This window comes from Petrotoga sp. Shatin.DS.tank11.9.2.9.3, assembly GCF_003665005.1.
Taxonomy (GTDB): Bacteria; Thermotogota; Thermotogae; order Petrotogales; family Petrotogaceae; genus Petrotoga; species Petrotoga mobilis.
The window spans coordinates 284,656-300,845 of record NZ_JGVT01000005.1; the positions used below are offsets into that span (position 1 = coordinate 284,656).

Consider the following 16,190-nt stretch of genomic DNA (forward strand, 5'->3'; position numbering starts at 1 on the left):
GAAGAAGCTTAAGAAAGTGTGATGTGGTTTCAATGTTTTAAACCGTCACTCCTAGATAAGTTTTCCTAACTTCATCGTTTTCTAAGAGATCTTTTGCAGGTCCTTCGAGAACAATTTTGCCTGTTTCTAAAACATAACCATGATGAGCGATTTTTAATGCACCAACGGCGTTTTGTTCTACAAGCAGTATGGTTACTCCCTCTTCACATATTTTTTCTATAGTTTCTAAAACCTCTTTAACTAGAATTGGAGCTAGTCCAAGAGAAGGTTCATCAAGCATTAGAACCTTTGGCCTTGACATTAACCCTCTTGCAACCGCCAGCATTTGCTGTTCTCCCCCAGATAGTGTGCCTCCAAGTTGCTTGAGTCTTTCCTTTAATCGTGGGAAAAGTGTAAGTACCCAATCGAAATCTTCGTTTATTTTTTCAGAGTCTTTGCGAGAATACGAACCCAATCGGAGGTTTTCTAAAACAGTGAGATTAGGGAAAATACGTCTACCTTCAGGAACTAGGGCTATCCCCTTTTCTACTATTTTGTGAAAATCCAACGAGAACACTCTCCAATTTATTGGAGAGATGATAGCTAGCTTCAAACACAAAACGAATTTGAATCAAAAAATGTTGTTAATTATATGTATATGTGATACAATTGTATTATATCATACAATTATCGAATTAAGGTGATTGAATATGCTTAAAACATACAAGTTTCGTATATATCCAACTAACGAACAAATTGAGAAATTTAGCCAACATTTTGGACATACTCGATTTGTTTACAACCTATTCTTAGAGTTTGCTAACAAGGCATATAAGAATACTAAAACGTATACTAATTATTATATGTGGGCTAAAGTGCTTACGGTTCTTAAAAAGACAGAGAAGTATCGATGGTTGAATGATGTCAACTCTCAATCATTACAACAGTCTATAAAAGATTTAGAAAGTGGGTTTAAACGTTTCTTCAAGAAACAAGCTAAGCATCCTAAATTTAAAAAGAAATCAAGTAGACAATCTTTTAGAGTCCCTCAACATATACAACTATATGAAAATGAAAATAACGATAAATACAGTATTCTATTCGTACCAAAGTTTAAAGAAGGTATCAAAGTAAGAGTACATAGAAAAATAGATCCAAATGCAAAGATAAAAAATTGTACTTTCATTAAAACTTCAACAGGTAAGTATTTTGTATCTATAACATTTGAAGTCGAAGGTTCTTACCCCGAAAGATATATAGACTATGAGAACTCAATTGGTATGGATATGGGATTGAAAGATTCTGTTGTATTATCCGATGGAACAAAGTATCCAGCTCCTAAAGTTTTGTCTAAGTACGAAAGGAAATTAAAACACGCATATAAAAAGTTTTCAAGCAAAGAAAAAGGGTCAAAGAATTGGGACAAAGCAAAATTAGAAGTTGCTAGAATACATGAGAAAATAAAAAATACACGAGAGGATTTTCTACATAAACTAACAAAAGAAATCAGTGAGAACCAAGCTGATGTCTTTGTTGTAGAAACTCTCAACATAAGAGGCATGTTAAAGAATCATCACTTAGCTAAAAGTATCTCAGATTTAGGATGGTACAAATTCAAGACGTTCCTAAAATACAAAGCAGAAAGACTAGGTAAGAAAGTAATCGAGATAGGAACGTTCGAACCTTCGTCTAAAACTTGTAGTGTATGTGGGTATAAGAACGCAGGTTTAAAACTTTCTGATAGAGAATGGGTATGTCCTGAATGTGGAACTAAACATGATAGAGATATAAATGCTGCCGTTAACATTAGGCAGTTTGGATTAAAACAGGCATTTGCAACACTGCCTTACGGCAGATAAGGAAACAGCTAGTCACTGTATAAACTGACTCTACCCCAGGGACTGGGGAAAGTAAAGCCTTTGGAGACTGTGTAAGTCGAGCACCCTTAGATTCATTCTAGGATGTTTCGCAACGGTCGCTGAATTAGGAAGCTTACCTCTTTAGAGATAAGTAGTTCACAATGCAACTATTTTGCCGATTTGTGCAAAATCTTTTTTCGTAATGCTTTTGAAACAACGTTCAAACCCTCATTTGCTTTGCAAATGACGTAAATTAAAAAAAATTGACCGGAATATTTCCAGTCAATTTTTGTTGTAATAAAAGATTATTAACTTTAAACTTTAACCTTCGATGATTTTTACTATAAAATTTCTGTTTCTTGGACCATCGAACTCACAGAAATAAATTCCTTGCCATGTCCCCAATAAAAGCTTTCCATTTTCAATAATTAAAGACAATGTTGGTCCAACGAGCGTTGATTTTATATGCGAGTCAGCATTGCCTTCAAGATGTGCATATTCTTTGCTTTTAGGGATTTTATTTCTTAGAAAATCTGTGATGTCTTTTCTTACAGATGGATCTGCGTTTTCGTTGATTGTTACGGCGGCAGTTGTATGGGGGACATATACTATCAAAATGCCTTCTTCTATTTTTGAATTTTCGGCACTCTGTTGAATATAGCTGGTTATGTCGATCATTTCTTCTCTATTATGGGTTTTTAAAGAGTAGGTATATATCATAATCCTCAACTCCTTATTTATTACTGGTAAAATATATTAGCAACAATAGTGATAGAGTTGTCTTCTTTGGAGACATGTACTTTGACATCTTCTTTTTTTACTGACAGATGTTTAACAGCATAATCTTTAATATAGTTTATTACGAAATCCAAATCTTCTTGTTTGACATTTTCAAATCTAATTTGGCTCTTTCCTCCATTTTTTCGGTCTGAGGTACTTAAGAAAGAATTCATTCTTTTTATTGCGGTTTCCCGAGTTTTAGTCTTTTTACTTTTGAAAGGCCACATTTACTTTCACCCTCTTCTGAATATTCTTTTGATGAATTCTATAAATCCTTGAGGGGCGTGGTCGACATCTATCAAATCTTTTTCTAAAGGTATATCTTTTCCTAAGATTCTATCGCTTATATTATTGAAAACAGAATAAAGTTTAGCTTCTTGGTTTGTCGATATTGGAGTTCCTTCGTTGGAAGAAAGTAAAATTTCCTCACTATCAGGTATTATTCCGATTAAATTCAATGCTAGAGCTTCTTTAATATCATCAGCGGAAAGCATTTCGTTTCTTTTAACAAGTCTCAATTTTAATCGATTCACAATTAATGATATGCGATCGTCGGTATAACCTTGATTTTCAAGCAACCCTATGACTCTATCTGCGTCGCTTATGGCAGTCAGGTCTGGTGTAGTAACAACGATAGCGTGTTGTGCAGATGAAACAGCGTTTTGGAATCCTCTTTCTATTCCTGCTGGGGAATCTATAATAATGTAATGAAAATGTTTAGAGAGTTTAGAGACTATATCGCTCATATCTTGAGGGGACATTAAATCTTTGTTGGCAATTTGAGAAGAAGCCAGTAGAGAGAGATTTTTTAATTGTTTGTGTTTTACGAGTGCTTCCATAACAGTTTTGTTACCACTTACAACATCCATTATAGTGTAAACTATTCTGTTTTCCAACCCCAAAATCAAATCCAGATTTTTCAATCCAATATCTGCATCTATAAGGCAAACATTGTAACCTTTTTTTGCTAAGGTGGCCCCTAAATTAGCTGTGATGGTAGTTTTACCAACTCCCCCTTTTCCAGAGGTAATAACAAACACCTTTGCATTTTCCATCTCTACCCCTCCACTAGAAAACATTGCCCATTTTTTAAAAATTAAAAAAGTTATAATATTCTAAGGGCTAAACAGATTATACTACAAATTGATTAAAAATAAAAAAATCGGGGAGAAATCCCCGATTAATTTAAAAACTATTTTTGTTACCGTATTATTCTTCGATACTTATAGCTTCAGTTGGGCAGGCATCGATAGCATCTTGCACGCATGGTGCGTCACTTTGTTCATCAATAACTTCGGCTTTTCCATCATCAGCCATTTGGAATACGTCTGGGCATAAACTTTCACATATAGCGTCTCCTATACAAGCTTCTTTGTCAATAACTATCTTCATAGCTACACCTCCAAATAGTTTTTAAAATCTTTGCTATCTGTTACATATGCTAATTAAAGCCATCTGATTATACCATATATCTACTCAATTAAATTTAAAAATTGATTTAAGAAAATATAACTTCATTTCGTCAGTTCTGTTTTTTAACTTCTTCTACCACTCTGTCTATTATATTTATTCCCACTCGTTCTTGCGCTTCTTTTGTAGAAGCACCTATATGGGGTGTTACGACAACGTTTTGTAAAGCAAAAAGTTCCTTGTATAGATCACCCTTTGGAGGTTCTTCTTCGAAAACATCCAATCCTACTCCAAGGAGCTTGCCATTTTTCAAATATTTAAGCACAGCATCCTCGTCGAGGACGCCCCCCCTTGCAGCATTAATTATTACTGCACCATCTTTCATCATTTTGATTTGGGGTTCACTTATAAAATGGTAAGTTTTTTCGTTTTTTGGAATATGTAAAGAAATAATGTCAGAATTTTGGAGTAACTCCTCCAAAGATACCTGTCTAACGTTATAATTCTTTTGCTCTTCTGCACTTATCTCAAAAACATCATACACCAGAGTATTGGTCTGGAAACCTTTTAGTAATTTTGCCAAATTTTTTCCTACATAGCCAAAACCGATGATGCCAAAGGTTTTTTGCGACAACTCCAATCCTTCTAGTTGTTTTTTCTCCCATTGTTCATTTTTTAAACCGATCGTCCCTCTTGTAATGTGTCGATAAATATCTAAAACCATTCCTATAACCAATTCTGCAACGGATAAGGAATTCTGGCCAGGAGTATTTAAGACGGTTATTCCTTTCGATTTAGCAGTATCTACATCTATATTATCTAATCCCATGCCCGCTCTTGCGACAATCTTTAATTTATCTGCGTGTTCTAATATTTCTTTCGTTACCTTAGTTGCACTTCTTACAATTAATACGTCAATTTCTTTAATTTTATCTTTGAGAACATCTTTTTCGAGGTGTTCCGAAGTAATTTCAACATCAGGTAATTCATTTTGTAATTTTTTTAAGGCATTTTCATCCAAAGGGTCGTTTATATGAATTTTCATAGTTATTTAAACCCCCTCTTTCATGAAAACTTCTTCGGCAGCTTTTACACCTTTTCCAAGTTCAACTTCGAAACCAAATTTATTAAAAGCCATTTCTAAGGCACTTACAGCGACAATAACATCAAATTTTGACATGTAACCAAGATGAGCAATTCTTATTATTTTTCCTTTTAGCTGGGACTGTCCTCCTGCAAAGGTAACTCCCCATTCATCTCTCAAGAATTTAACTATACCTTCACCATTAATATTCTGAGGTACCTTTATTGCTGTTAATACATTTCCAGGTCTTTCTGCAAAAAGTTCTAAGTTCATCGCTTTAATAGCAGCCCTTGTTGCTTCTGCCAAGATTCTGTGTCTTTCCCAAACGTTTTCAATTGTTTCCTCTTTTAGCGTCTGGGTTGCCTTTGCTAACTGATAAACAAGGTTAACAGGAGGAGTATATGGAGAATCCGGAAAACTTTTTTTATATGCTCTTAAATCAAAGTAATATCTACGGTTGTTAGAATTTTCTACAACTTTCATTGCTTTGTCACTTAAAGCTATCATGGCTACTCCTGGAGGCATCATAAATCCCTTTTGAACTCCAGTTACTACAACATCAATGTTCCACTCATCCATTTTTAAAGGTTCAGCCAGCATTCCAGAAATAGCATCAACAACTAAAACTGCATTGGTTTCTTTTACAATCTCGGCTATTTCTTTGATAGGATGTACAACACCTGTAGAGGTTTCGCTTATGGTGGTGAAAACAGCTTTTGTTTCTGGATGCTCTTCTAGTTCTTTTTTTATTTGTTCTACTCGAACATATTTTCCCCATTCGATATCGATTTCAACTAAATTTGCATCGTAAGCTTTACACAATTCGCACCATCTTTCCCCAAATTTACCTCCATTTACAGCAATAGCCGTATCACCTGGTGAAATAAGGTTGGCAACTGCAGCTTCCATTACTCCTGTTCCAGAAGCAGCTAAGGTGTATACATTATTCTTTGTTTGAAAGAGATATTTAAGATTTTCTAGGGCTGTGCTTTGAATTTCTAAATATTGTGGGGTTCTATGATGGATGGTATCCTTTGCACCTTCCAATAAAAGATCAATTGGAACAGGGGTTGGTCCTGGAGCCATGAGATAGTTCTTTCTTACTAACTTTGTCACAAGTATCCCTCCTCTAAAAATTGTGAAAGTTTTCTTATTTTTATTTTACCATACTTTTTAAAGTACAAATACGGATATTTTTTATCCTTTTTATTTTGGGTTTTCTTAAAATGTAATGAAAAAATATTTTGAATGACAGCAATAAAATGTTATAATAAAAAAGAAATCAAGAATCACGAAAAAGGGGATTTTGAATAAAGCATGGGGAATGGGAATTCCTTAAATGAACAAAAGATTTTGAGTTATATGGGTTTTGCTGCTAAAGCGAAGAAGATTGTTTATGGTAAGCAAGGATTGAGGAATTATATACGCTCATTTCAAAAAAAGAAATTAATACTTATTCCAAAGGATGTTGGTTCAAGAGTGAAACTAGACGTAATAAAACATTGTCAAATTTTTGATGTACCTTATATAGAATTATATTGCTCAAAGTCAACATTAGCTAAGGCTCTTGGTAAACAAAATATAAGTGTCATAGGAATTACAGATGAAAATATCGTCGAAGGAATATTGAAAATGTTCCAATAGTGGAGGTGGTTTATAGGTGTCGAAGACCCGAATATATGAAGTTGCAAAGGAGTTGGGAATGAACTCTAAAGAATTAATGGAATTTTTAGAAAAGGAATTAAATATTTCTGTCAAAAGTCATATGAGCACTATAGAAGAAGAAACTGTGCAAGTTATCAAGGATCTTATTGAAGAAGAAAGGCAAACTAAAAAAGAAGTAAAAAAGCAAAAAGAACCTTCAAAAGAGAAAAGTAAATCTTCAGAACAAGTAAAAATCACGGAAAAACCAAAAGAAGAACCTGTTGAAGAAAAGCTTTTAAGAGAGGTTACTTTACCTTCCCACGATTTAACGCTTGATATTTTAGCAAAACAAATTGGATTAGAACAAAACGATATTATAAAAGACATGTTTATGAAAGGCATAGTATTAAAACCTGGCCAGAAACTAGATAAAAACCTGGCAGAAAATATTGCTATGAGCTATAACGTTATATTGAATTTCGAAATTGAAAAAAAGGAAACAGAAGAAGGAAAAGAACAAGATATAGAAGCCATCCTTGCCAAAAAATGGAACGATATTTATGAAAAAGAGAAAGACAAATTGGCTCCACGCCCTCCGGTTGTCACTATTATGGGACACGTTGATCATGGGAAAACAACCTTGTTAGACAAAATTAGAAATACCCACGTCGCTGATAAAGAAGAAGGCGGTATTACTCAATCTATAGGTGCTTACCAGATAGAGTACAACGGCCAAAGGATTACTTTTATTGATACCCCTGGCCACGAAGCATTTACAGAAATGAGAGCCAGAGGAGCTCAAGTAACTGATATAGTTGTTCTTATCATTGCGGCAGATGATGGTGTAATGCCTCAAACAATAGAAGCTTATAATCATGCAAAAAGTGCCAACGTTCCTATAATAGTGGCTATAAATAAAATTGATAAACCTAATGCCAATGTTGAATTAACAAAACAACAGATGGTTTCTAAACTCAATCTTATTCCGGAAGATTGGGGAGGAGATACAATAACAGTTCTTGTTTCAGCAAAAACAGGCGAAGGAATCGATGAATTGTTGGAAATGATTCTCCTAGAATCTGAAATGCAGGAGATAAGATGTATTCCCGATGGAAAAGCTAGAGCAGTAATAATTGAAAGTCGCGTTGATAAAGCTATGGGCCCTTTGGGAACGGTTATTGTTAAAGACGGAATATTGAAAGTTGGAGATGACTTTATCTCGGGTTCTACTTATGGCAGAGTCAGAAGATTGATAAATGACAAAGGAGAAAGTTTAATAAGAGCCGTTCCTTCCACCCCTGTTCAAGTTTTGGGGTTTAACGATGTTCCAAACACACATTCTATTTTATACGTTATTGATTCAAAAGAAGAAGCCAGAGGGCTAGCAGAAAAAATAAAAGAAAAAGAAGAAGAAAAAAGTAAAGGTCCAGCTAAAAGGCACGTAAAGCTTGAAGATATTATGCAAAAAATGGAAGAGGAAGAAAAAAAGAAATTAAATATTTTATTAAAAGCTAGTACTTATGGAGAAATAGAGGCTTTGAGGAATGCTATCCAAAAGTTTGAAAATCCAGAAATAAATATTGAAATTATACATGCTGGAATAGGTCCAGTAAGCACAAGCGATATAATGTTAGCTTCCGCTTCAGATGCGATTGTTTTGGGTTTTAGAGTAAAAGCTGATTCAAAGGCATTAAAGATGGCAGAAGCTGAGGGAATAGAAGTCAGAAGATACAATATTATATTTGATTTGATTGATGATATCAAGAAAGCTTTAGAAGGTATGTTAGAGCCTATTCAAAAGGAAGAACTCACGGGAAATGGTGTAATTAAGGAAGAGTTCAAGATAAAAGGTGTAGGGAAAATTGCTGGTGTTCAAGTAAATGAAGGGTACGTTCAAAGAGATGGCGGAGTTAGAATTTACAGGAATGGCGGTTTGATTGCCGATGTAAAAATTAAGAGTTTGAAACATTATAAAGATGAAGTTAAATCTATTGAAGCACCTAAAGAATGTGGAATTCAATTTGAAAATTTCGAAGATTTCACTAAAGGTGATGAATTAGAGTTTTATAAGCATGTATTCGTTAAGCGAGAATTAGGTTTGGAACAAAAAACTAAATAATTAAGTGTTTTGGTGATAATAAATGGGGATATGATAATATGGATTCTGAATATAAAATAGTGGGAATAAGAGGAGCGACTTCCTTAAACGAAGATCATCCAATAGAATTAACTGAAAATGTTATAGAGTTATGGAATGAAATAATGAATAAAAACGATATATCACGTATAATATCAGTGATATTCTCTGTAACCCCTGACATCAAAAGTCTCAATCCTGCTACAATTCTACGTGAGAAATTAGATCTTAATAACGTCCCTTTTATGAGTTTAGAAGAAGCTTCCTTTAATGATTCTCGAAAAAAAATAATAAGGGTGCTGATTATTTGTGAAAGCAGCACCCAAAATTTTGTATACTTACATGAGGCAAAAAACTTAAGAGCAAAAAAAGAATAATCTTTTTATATTACACTTTGAAAATTTATTAAATCTAAAATTTCGCTTTTTGTATTAAAATATTCTTCTGTATGAAGTATGTCTTTTGCTTTTTGAGTTAGCAACTTGTAAGTAAAATCCAGGGTGAACTCCTTTATTATTTTTCCAGGCCTGGGAGACATAACTAAAACTTTCGTACCGAGCATTAAAGCTTCGTCTACATCATGAGTTATAAAAAATATACTGCAATTATTTTCTTGCCAAATATTTCGAATCAAATTTTGCATGTTGCTCCTAGTAAATGCGTCTAAGGATCCAAAAGGTTCATCCATTAAGATAACTTCAGGATAATTTGCTAAAACTCTTGCAAGAGCTACTCGCTGTTTCATACCTCCGGAAAGCTCGAAGGGATATTTTTCTTCAAAACCGGTAAGATCAACTTCTTGAATAAAAAATTTTGAAATTTCTTCGATTTTGTCTTTTGCGACACCCCTGCTTTTTGGCCCAAACTCGATGTTTCCTTTAACAGTTAACCATGGATATAGAGTAGGAGATTGAAATACAACTCCTCTATGCCAGTCTGGCCCTTCTATGGGGTTTTCATGCATCAAACATTTCCCTGATGTTAATGGGATGAAACCTGCTATTACTCTTAACAATGTACTTTTTCCGCAACCGGAGGGTCCTAAAATACAAAGAAACTCGCTTTTTTTCAATTCTAAATTAACGTCTTTTAAAGCTTCTATCACACCGGTTTTTGTTTCGTAATTGACACTCAAATTTTCAATTTTTATCAAAGTTTCTTTATAAAGATTGTCTATATTTCATCATCCTTTTCCAAGGATTTTTCAATGTAATAAGGGTTAATATATTCAATAAATTCTTCTAAACTTGGCGAACTTTCGATATAGCCCTGAGTTTTTAAAAAATCTGACGTATCTTTCATGACTCTTACAAAATTACCAGGTTTTTCACTTGTTCCCATATACATAGAACTGATCATCTCTTCTCTTGTAAGCCAAATTGAGCCTTGCATTTGGGTTAAAGCAGTTTCAGGAGATATTCCTAAATTTTTCGAAACTATTTCAGCAGCACGTTCTGGATCATTTAAATATATGTCGTTTGCTTCAGCCAAACAGTCTATAAAAGATACAACTAAATCAGGGTACTTTTCTGAAAACTTTTTGCTAACTAAAGCCACATTTGCTGTAATATAGCCTTGTTCTAACATATCCTCACTGGAAATCAAAACTCTTCCACCATTTGCTATAAGTTCACCTAAAGAAGGTTGCCAAGTATAAGCAGCATCTATATCTCCTCTTGACCAGGCAGCAACTATCTCGGTTGTTTTCATGTCTAGCAGTTGAACTTTATCTTCTATTCCTGCCTCTTTGAGAATATTCAGTAAAATATAATGACTAGTGGAAGCAAAAGGAGTTGCTATCTTTTTACCAATAAGATCGTTTATACTGTTTATTTCATCGTTCTCTCTAACGACCAGGGCCTCTATATCACCCAAGACTTCGTGTATCCAAATTAACTCTACATCAAGGTCTCTAACGAAAGCAATGATAGAATTTATGTTCCCCATGGTAGCAAAATCTATACTTCCTGAGGCGAAAGCTTGATTGGCTTCTACTCCAGAATCAAAAACTATAAAATTACATTTGATACCTTTATCAGAAAAGTATTTATCAAATATCCCTTCTTCGATAGCAATAGTTTCATCATTCGGGACCCTTAAAATTCCAATGTTAATCTCTTTGGGTAAATCTTGCTGACCCTTATTACAGCTTGTAAAAATAAGAGTTATCAATGTAATTAAAACCAAAAATATTAAAGATTTCATTAATCTACTTTTCATATATGCCATAACACCTCCTCTGAGGAGAAACCAGTTTTTAAACCTTACCTTTCCAGAAAATTAATTTTCTTTCTAAAGATCGTAATCCATAATCTATTAAAACACCACTGATTCCCATTATAAAAATGCCAACGAATATGACATCGCTTTTTAAATAGTTAGAGGCGTCAATTACCATCCAACCAATACCAGAGGTAGCTGCAACCATTTCAGAAGAAACAAGAGTTGTGTATGCAACACCAAAAGAAGTTCTGATACCGGTAAATATTTCTGGTAGACATGCAGGTAAAACAATTTTAAAAAACACATTCGTTTGATCTGCTCCCAAAGATCTTGCACTCAATATATAATCTTGGTTTATTCCTCTCACAGCGGAAACGCAAGCTATGTATATGGGAGCAAAGGCGGCTAAAAAAAGTAAAACTTCTTTTGATAAATCTCCTATACCAAACCATAAAATAAGGATCGTGTAATAAGCTAAAGGTGGTAAGGGCCTATAAAATTCTACGATAGAATCTATTATTGCTTCCACTCTTTTAAAATAGCCACTTAAAAGCCCTATAGGTAAAGCAAATAATATAGCAAAAGCTAAGGAAACGAATAACCTTTTGAAACTTGTTCCTATATGCACCCATAATGGAATATTGTTGTATCCATCTCTGATCAAAGTTAAAAAAGCGGACCAGACTCTTTGAGGTGAGGGTAGCAGGGTTGGAGTAAATATTTCTAGTTTTGTAACAATATACCAGGCTAAAAATATCGTTAACCAAGTGAATACTGTTAATAAAATATGATTGTTTTTTTTGTTTGATTCATTATTATTCATGCAAACAATTCCTTCTCTTTTTACAAAGATTTTAAATGAAAGGCCATCAATTTTCTTGATGGCCTATGAATTGTATCACAATTTTAGTCTAAACATAAATCAATCAAAATTATAGGCCGTAACTATCTTTTCTCTACCAGTGGTTTGGTCTAAATAATATTCATAATAACTTATACCCAAGAATGAACCGGAAATATTAATGACATTATTGAAACCTCTTCCTTGAAGGGCCATAACCGCATTATAACTTCTTTGAGAAGAACGACAATGAATATAGACTGGACGATCTTTAGGTATTTCATTCAGTCTTTCCCTAAGTTCACTCAACGGTATGTTAACAGCGGTTTTTAGATGACCTTTTTCGTATTCATCTCTTTCACGACAATCAATGATGAAAGCGCCATTTTCGACAAGTTCTCTAACTTTAGATACAGGAACTTGTCTGAATCTTCCATGTAACAGATTTAAACCAACTAGCGCAGCGTGATTAACTGGGTCTTTGGCAGTGGAAAACAGAGGTGCATAACATAGTTCTAATTCTTTTAAGTCTTCTAATGTCCCATTCATACGAATTAGTGTGGCTATAACATCGATTCGTTTAACAGCATCACCTTTGCTAATCGCTTGTGCTCCCAGTATTCTTCCGGTAGGAACTTCGTATATCAACTTTAAATGTAGCTGATAACTATTCGGCATTAAGCCGACTTTATCCTGAGGAATGATATAAACAAAGTCGTAAGGAATACCGTTAGCTTTAGCTTTTTTTTCATTGAACCCTGTGGCAGCCGCATTTAAATTGAAAACTTTCACAACCGATGACCCAATCGTACCTTTGTTTATGTGAGGTATATTATAAATGTGATCTGCTGCAGCCCTTGCTTGCCTTTGGGCAGGTCCAGCAAGAGGTAATCTTAAGGGTTTACACGATAAAGCACAATAAGTTTCTATGGCGTCTCCAACAGCATAGATATCATCATCATTTGTTCTGTAGTTATGGTCTACTTTAATCCCGCCTGTTTCACCGATTTCTAAGCCGGCTTCTTTTGCCAAAGAGGTTTCAGGGCATACTCCTACAGCCATTATAACAGCTCTAGCATTTACTTTTTTCCCTGATTTTAGTTCTACACAATCGTCAAAAATTTTAGTTACAGAATCGCTTAAAATAAGGTTTACGCCGTTATCGTATAACTCTTTATGTAAGATCTGGACCATATCGTAGTCAAAAGGTTGCATCACTTGATCTAATGCTTCTATCAAATGAACGTTATAACCAGCTAATTTAAGATTTTCCGCAACTTCAATTCCAATATAACCTCCTCCAACTACTGCAACATCTTTTATGTTATTTTTTTCAATATAGTCTTTAATTCTAACTATATCTACTACGTTTCTGACTGTAAATACATTTGCTCTGTCTATTCCTTCAATACTTTTTGGAAGAATTGGTTTTGCCCCTGGAGAAAGAACCAATTTGTCATAATGCTCTTCGTATTCTTCGCCCGTTTGGGTATTTCTAACAACGACTTTCTTTTGATCTCTTATAATCTTTATAACTTCATTGTTAACCCTTGCTTCGATGTTATACTGTTTTTTAAATTGTTCTGGTGTCATTAAAACTAAATCTTCACTATTTTCTACCATACCACTTAAGTGAAATGGTAAGGCACAATTGGAGAAAGAAACATGAGGTCCTTTTTCAAACATTATTATTTCAGCAGATTCATCAAGCCTTCTTGCTCTTGCTGCTACTGAGGCACCTCCAGCAACTCCTCCAACTATAAGTATTCGTTTACCCATTTTAAAGGCCTCCTTTAGTTGACCAAAAAAAGTCTGAATCGCATTGCATCAATGAAATTCATCTTTTTTTATAGTTCACAACTATTGTGTTAATTCTTATCTACTTTAAACTCAGTTTTTGATGGGATCTTATAAAATATCCTATTGCTAACAACAGCACCTAAAACCATGAAAACTAAAAATATCCAACCAGATAGTGAAAATTCGGCTATAGGGCTATATAATGCTCCAACATTACAACCATTGGCAAAACGAGTTCCGAATCCCATCAAAATACCGCCCAACGCGTATAAAAAGGCTTCTTTTCCAGTTACACGGAGCTCTGATTTAAAAGACTCAACAAATTTACCTGCTGATAGAAGATAAGTTAGCGCTCCTACTACTATTCCAAAGTTTTGAACCAGTGATGGATTTTGGAAAAAAGGTGTAGCAAAGGTAGCAGCAGGCATTTTTGTAAACTCAGCGAGAGCTTCCCCAGAAACACCAAAAACCATTAGTATTTTGCCTATTAGCACCCCATGTGGAGTAGAAGCTCCCCAACCAGCCTTTGTAACTCCAAACAATAGGACAAAGAGTACACTTAATATTACTGCACCTTCAGTTAAAGTCCAAGGTTTCACAAATATGTGATTATAAGTTTCCTGACTAAAAAGTTTGAAGTTAGAAATATCCAATTTTTTCCTGTTTTCTTGTTCCTTTTCTGAAGGAACTCCAAAATAAGTTTTTTCATTCCTTCTCTTTTTTTCATATTGGTAAGATGCAAAAATCACTATTGAGGAAAATAGTGCTAGCAATAAGATAGCCCCCAAATAACCTTGAAAACCGTCCCATGTAAATAAATCTGGCAAAAAAACGCCTCCATTGAACTTAGCTCCAGTTGGTGATGTAAACCAGGAATTGGTAACCCATCCAGCGGTTCTTTGAATAGGAAATCCGAGAAAAACACCTATTCCAAAGAATATTAATGTGATCAAAGCTCTTGTAAATCCCATAGTTAAGTCGGTAAGTACACCTGTAGCACAACAAACAGAAAGGGACATACCAAAACCAAACAGGAAGGCTCCTAACAGTAAACCAAAATTAATCGGATTTATCCAAAGGCTGTAATTAGTTGGATCTGAATTAAACAAAAATCCCATGATCATCAAAGAGGTTATAAAAAACATGAAAATCATCGCGCGCATGAGTTGAGTAGATCCGGTTCTATAAGCTCTATTGACACTTCCGGCAAACCCTGTATAAGCTCTAGCTAAGGTGTATCCAAAACCCGCTCCTATCAAGAGTCTAAAAAAAAGCATATCTGTTGCTAAAAGCGTGTTCCCTAGGATGAGAATTAGTGCAAAACTTAACAAACCAAGGACTTTCTCTACTGTTTTAGTCATACTTTTTCCTCCTGTCTAAAGGCATTTTTAAAACAAAAGATTGAAATTTCTAAAAGAATAGTTTTACTAGAACATTAGTTTAATATTTAGGCTTCACCCCCTTTGTGAAATAGTTCACGAAGTATGAAAAAATATAAAATATTTTTAAACACTAAAATTTTAATTGTTAGTTCTTTCACTAATTACGATTCAAAATTATTCTAACAAAAAAAAGTAAAAATAGAATTAACTTTGTCAGCTTTTTAATAAAGAAAGATTAAATAATGGTTATTTCATAAGTTTTGAATAAAAAAGGTTTAATGTTATAATTAAAAAAGAGATTTTTTTCAGTAATTTTATCTAGTTGAAGAATAGAGGTGAAATATTTGAAAAACCAAGTAAAGATGATCTACTTTGATTTAGATCATACCCTTTGGGATTTTGAAAGTAATTCACAAGAAGCATTGAAGTTGGTCTATCAAAAGTACGGTCACGTTTTTCGTGAAACGTCTTTGGACAAGTTTGTAGAATCCTACCAAAAGATCAATAAAAAGTTATGGGAAATGTATAGGAAAAAAGAAATAGGTCAACATGAATTAAAACTTCTTCGTTTTGAAATTTCTTTGAATGCTTTAAAGATAAAGCATAGGGAAGATTTGATAGAAGAGATGAATAATACTTACCTAAATATTTTATCGAATCAAAAACTCCTCGTCGAAGGGACAGTGGAAATTTTGGAGTATTTAAAAGATAAATATGAATTGGGAATTTTGACAAACGGCTTTAGAGAAACTCAAATTGTTAAAATGAAAAGTTCGGGAATATATGACTATTTTAGTATTTTAGTTAGTTCAGAAGATGTCGGTTTTCCGAAACCCGATGAAAGGATTTTTAATTATGCCATTTTAATGTCTAAAAAGTCTAAAGATGAAATTATTTACGTTGGTGATGATCTTGAAAATGACATCCTACCGGCAATAAAATGTGGAATTGATGCCATCTGGTTTAAAAATCATGAGGAATCTCTTCAAATCCAAGAAAAGGATGTTCTCGCTATATCCAAGCTTATAGAGCTGAAAAATATACTTTAAAT

The 16,190-nt window shown here is 34.0% G+C and carries 17 protein-coding genes; 5 read left to right on the forward strand and 12 right to left on the reverse strand.

What is annotated here, in order from left to right; genetic code table 11:
- Positions 1-37: 37 nt before the first annotated feature.
- Entirely contained in the window at positions 38-598 is a 561-nt protein-coding gene (locus BZ25_RS06315; protein ID WP_121514457.1) for an ABC transporter ATP-binding protein, read from the reverse strand.
- Positions 599-689: 91 nt separating this feature from the next.
- Between BZ25_RS06315 and BZ25_RS06320 the strand changes: the two genes are divergently transcribed.
- Positions 690-1,838, forward strand: coding sequence for an RNA-guided endonuclease TnpB family protein (locus tag BZ25_RS06320; protein ID WP_121514456.1), 1,149 nt, complete (start codon positions 690-692; stop codon positions 1,836-1,838).
- 321 nt (positions 1,839-2,159) lie between these two features.
- Here the strand turns inward: BZ25_RS06320 and BZ25_RS06325 are convergent, their stop codons facing one another.
- From BZ25_RS06325 to BZ25_RS06350, 6 genes are all read right to left on the reverse strand, one after another.
- Positions 2,160-2,558, reverse strand: a complete 399-nt coding sequence (locus BZ25_RS06325; protein WP_121514455.1) for a secondary thiamine-phosphate synthase enzyme YjbQ — start codon at positions 2,556-2,558, stop codon at positions 2,160-2,162.
- A gap of 20 nt (positions 2,559-2,578) precedes the next feature.
- Positions 2,579-2,845, reverse strand: a complete 267-nt coding sequence (locus tag BZ25_RS06330; RefSeq protein WP_121514454.1) for a hypothetical protein — start codon at positions 2,843-2,845, stop codon at positions 2,579-2,581.
- Positions 2,846-2,851: 6 nt separating this feature from the next.
- Entirely contained in the window at positions 2,852-3,673 is an 822-nt protein-coding gene (minD, locus tag BZ25_RS06335; RefSeq protein ID WP_012208111.1) for a septum site-determining protein MinD, read from the reverse strand.
- A 154-nt stretch (positions 3,674-3,827) separates the two neighbouring features.
- Positions 3,828-4,010, reverse strand: coding sequence for a ferredoxin (locus tag BZ25_RS06340; protein ID WP_012208110.1), 183 nt, complete (start codon positions 4,008-4,010; stop codon positions 3,828-3,830).
- A gap of 130 nt (positions 4,011-4,140) precedes the next feature.
- Complete coding sequence (locus BZ25_RS06345; RefSeq protein WP_121514453.1) at positions 4,141-5,073, reverse strand: D-2-hydroxyacid dehydrogenase; 933 nt, start codon at positions 5,071-5,073, stop codon at positions 4,141-4,143.
- Positions 5,074-5,079: 6 nt separating this feature from the next.
- Positions 5,080-6,228, reverse strand: a complete 1,149-nt coding sequence (locus BZ25_RS06350; protein WP_121514452.1) for an alanine--glyoxylate aminotransferase family protein — start codon at positions 6,226-6,228, stop codon at positions 5,080-5,082.
- A gap of 201 nt (positions 6,229-6,429) precedes the next feature.
- Here BZ25_RS06350 and BZ25_RS06355 point away from each other — a divergent pair, with 201 nt between their 5' ends.
- Genes BZ25_RS06355 through aroH form a run of 3 tightly spaced genes read left to right on the forward strand, consistent with a single transcriptional unit; the run spans position 6,430 to position 9,270 of the window.
- Positions 6,430-6,756, forward strand: coding sequence for a ribosomal L7Ae/L30e/S12e/Gadd45 family protein (locus BZ25_RS06355; protein ID WP_103065165.1), 327 nt, complete (start codon positions 6,430-6,432; stop codon positions 6,754-6,756).
- A gap of 16 nt (positions 6,757-6,772) precedes the next feature.
- Positions 6,773-8,875, forward strand: a complete 2,103-nt coding sequence (infB, locus tag BZ25_RS06360) for a translation initiation factor IF-2 (RefSeq protein ID WP_121514451.1) — start codon at positions 6,773-6,775, stop codon at positions 8,873-8,875.
- A gap of 38 nt (positions 8,876-8,913) precedes the next feature.
- Positions 8,914-9,270: a chorismate mutase gene (aroH, locus tag BZ25_RS06365; RefSeq protein ID WP_121514450.1), complete on the forward strand. Its 357-nt coding sequence runs from the start codon at positions 8,914-8,916 to the stop codon at positions 9,268-9,270.
- A gap of 5 nt (positions 9,271-9,275) precedes the next feature.
- On the opposite strand, the gene BZ25_RS06370 is transcribed toward aroH, so the two are convergent.
- From BZ25_RS06370 to BZ25_RS06390, 5 genes are all read right to left on the reverse strand, one after another.
- Positions 9,276-10,046, reverse strand: coding sequence for an ABC transporter ATP-binding protein (locus BZ25_RS06370; protein ID WP_199676867.1), 771 nt, complete (start codon positions 10,044-10,046; stop codon positions 9,276-9,278).
- 20 nt (positions 10,047-10,066) lie between these two features.
- Entirely contained in the window at positions 10,067-11,122 is a 1,056-nt protein-coding gene (locus BZ25_RS06375) for a MetQ/NlpA family ABC transporter substrate-binding protein (RefSeq protein ID WP_233552365.1), read from the reverse strand.
- Between the two features lie 28 nt (positions 11,123-11,150).
- Entirely contained in the window at positions 11,151-11,939 is a 789-nt protein-coding gene (locus BZ25_RS06380; protein WP_121514448.1) for an ABC transporter permease, read from the reverse strand.
- Positions 11,940-12,038: 99 nt separating this feature from the next.
- On the reverse strand, positions 12,039-13,736 hold the full coding sequence (locus BZ25_RS06385; RefSeq protein ID WP_121514447.1) for an FAD-dependent oxidoreductase: 1,698 nt from the start codon (positions 13,734-13,736) through the stop codon (positions 12,039-12,041).
- A gap of 89 nt (positions 13,737-13,825) precedes the next feature.
- A complete protein-coding gene (locus tag BZ25_RS06390; RefSeq protein WP_121514446.1) occupies positions 13,826-15,118 on the reverse strand; it encodes a YeeE/YedE family protein in 1,293 nt (430 codons plus the stop codon).
- Between the two features lie 365 nt (positions 15,119-15,483).
- On the opposite strand from BZ25_RS06390, the gene BZ25_RS06395 reads away from it, so the two are divergent.
- Positions 15,484-16,188: a YjjG family noncanonical pyrimidine nucleotidase gene (locus BZ25_RS06395; protein WP_103065158.1), complete on the forward strand. Its 705-nt coding sequence runs from the start codon at positions 15,484-15,486 to the stop codon at positions 16,186-16,188.
- Positions 16,189-16,190 lie beyond the last annotated feature (2 nt).

Bases quoted from the DNA above. Each gene is read 5' to 3' on its own strand.
- BZ25_RS06320 (WP_121514456.1), top strand. From the start codon at position 690: ATGCTTAAAACATACAAGTTTCGTATATATCCAACTAACGAACAAATT.
- BZ25_RS06325 (WP_121514455.1), bottom strand. From the start codon at position 2,558: ATGATATATACCTACTCTTTAAAAACCCATAATAGAGAAGAAATGATC.
- BZ25_RS06330 (WP_121514454.1), bottom strand. From the start codon at position 2,845: ATGTGGCCTTTCAAAAGTAAAAAGACTAAAACTCGGGAAACCGCAATA.
- minD (WP_012208111.1), bottom strand. From the start codon at position 3,673: ATGGAAAATGCAAAGGTGTTTGTTATTACCTCTGGAAAAGGGGGAGTT.
- BZ25_RS06340 (WP_012208110.1), bottom strand. From the start codon at position 4,010: ATGAAGATAGTTATTGACAAAGAAGCTTGTATAGGAGACGCTATATGT.
- BZ25_RS06345 (WP_121514453.1), bottom strand. From the start codon at position 5,073: ATGAAAATTCATATAAACGACCCTTTGGATGAAAATGCCTTAAAAAAA.
- BZ25_RS06355 (WP_103065165.1), top strand. From the start codon at position 6,430: ATGGGGAATGGGAATTCCTTAAATGAACAAAAGATTTTGAGTTATATG.
- aroH (WP_121514450.1), top strand. From the start codon at position 8,914: ATGGATTCTGAATATAAAATAGTGGGAATAAGAGGAGCGACTTCCTTA.
- BZ25_RS06375 (WP_233552365.1), bottom strand. From the start codon at position 11,122: ATGGCATATATGAAAAGTAGATTAATGAAATCTTTAATATTTTTGGTT.
- BZ25_RS06380 (WP_121514448.1), bottom strand. From the start codon at position 11,939: ATGAATAATAATGAATCAAACAAAAAAAACAATCATATTTTATTAACA.
- BZ25_RS06385 (WP_121514447.1), bottom strand. From the start codon at position 13,736: ATGGGTAAACGAATACTTATAGTTGGAGGAGTTGCTGGAGGTGCCTCA.
- BZ25_RS06390 (WP_121514446.1), bottom strand. From the start codon at position 15,118: ATGACTAAAACAGTAGAGAAAGTCCTTGGTTTGTTAAGTTTTGCACTA.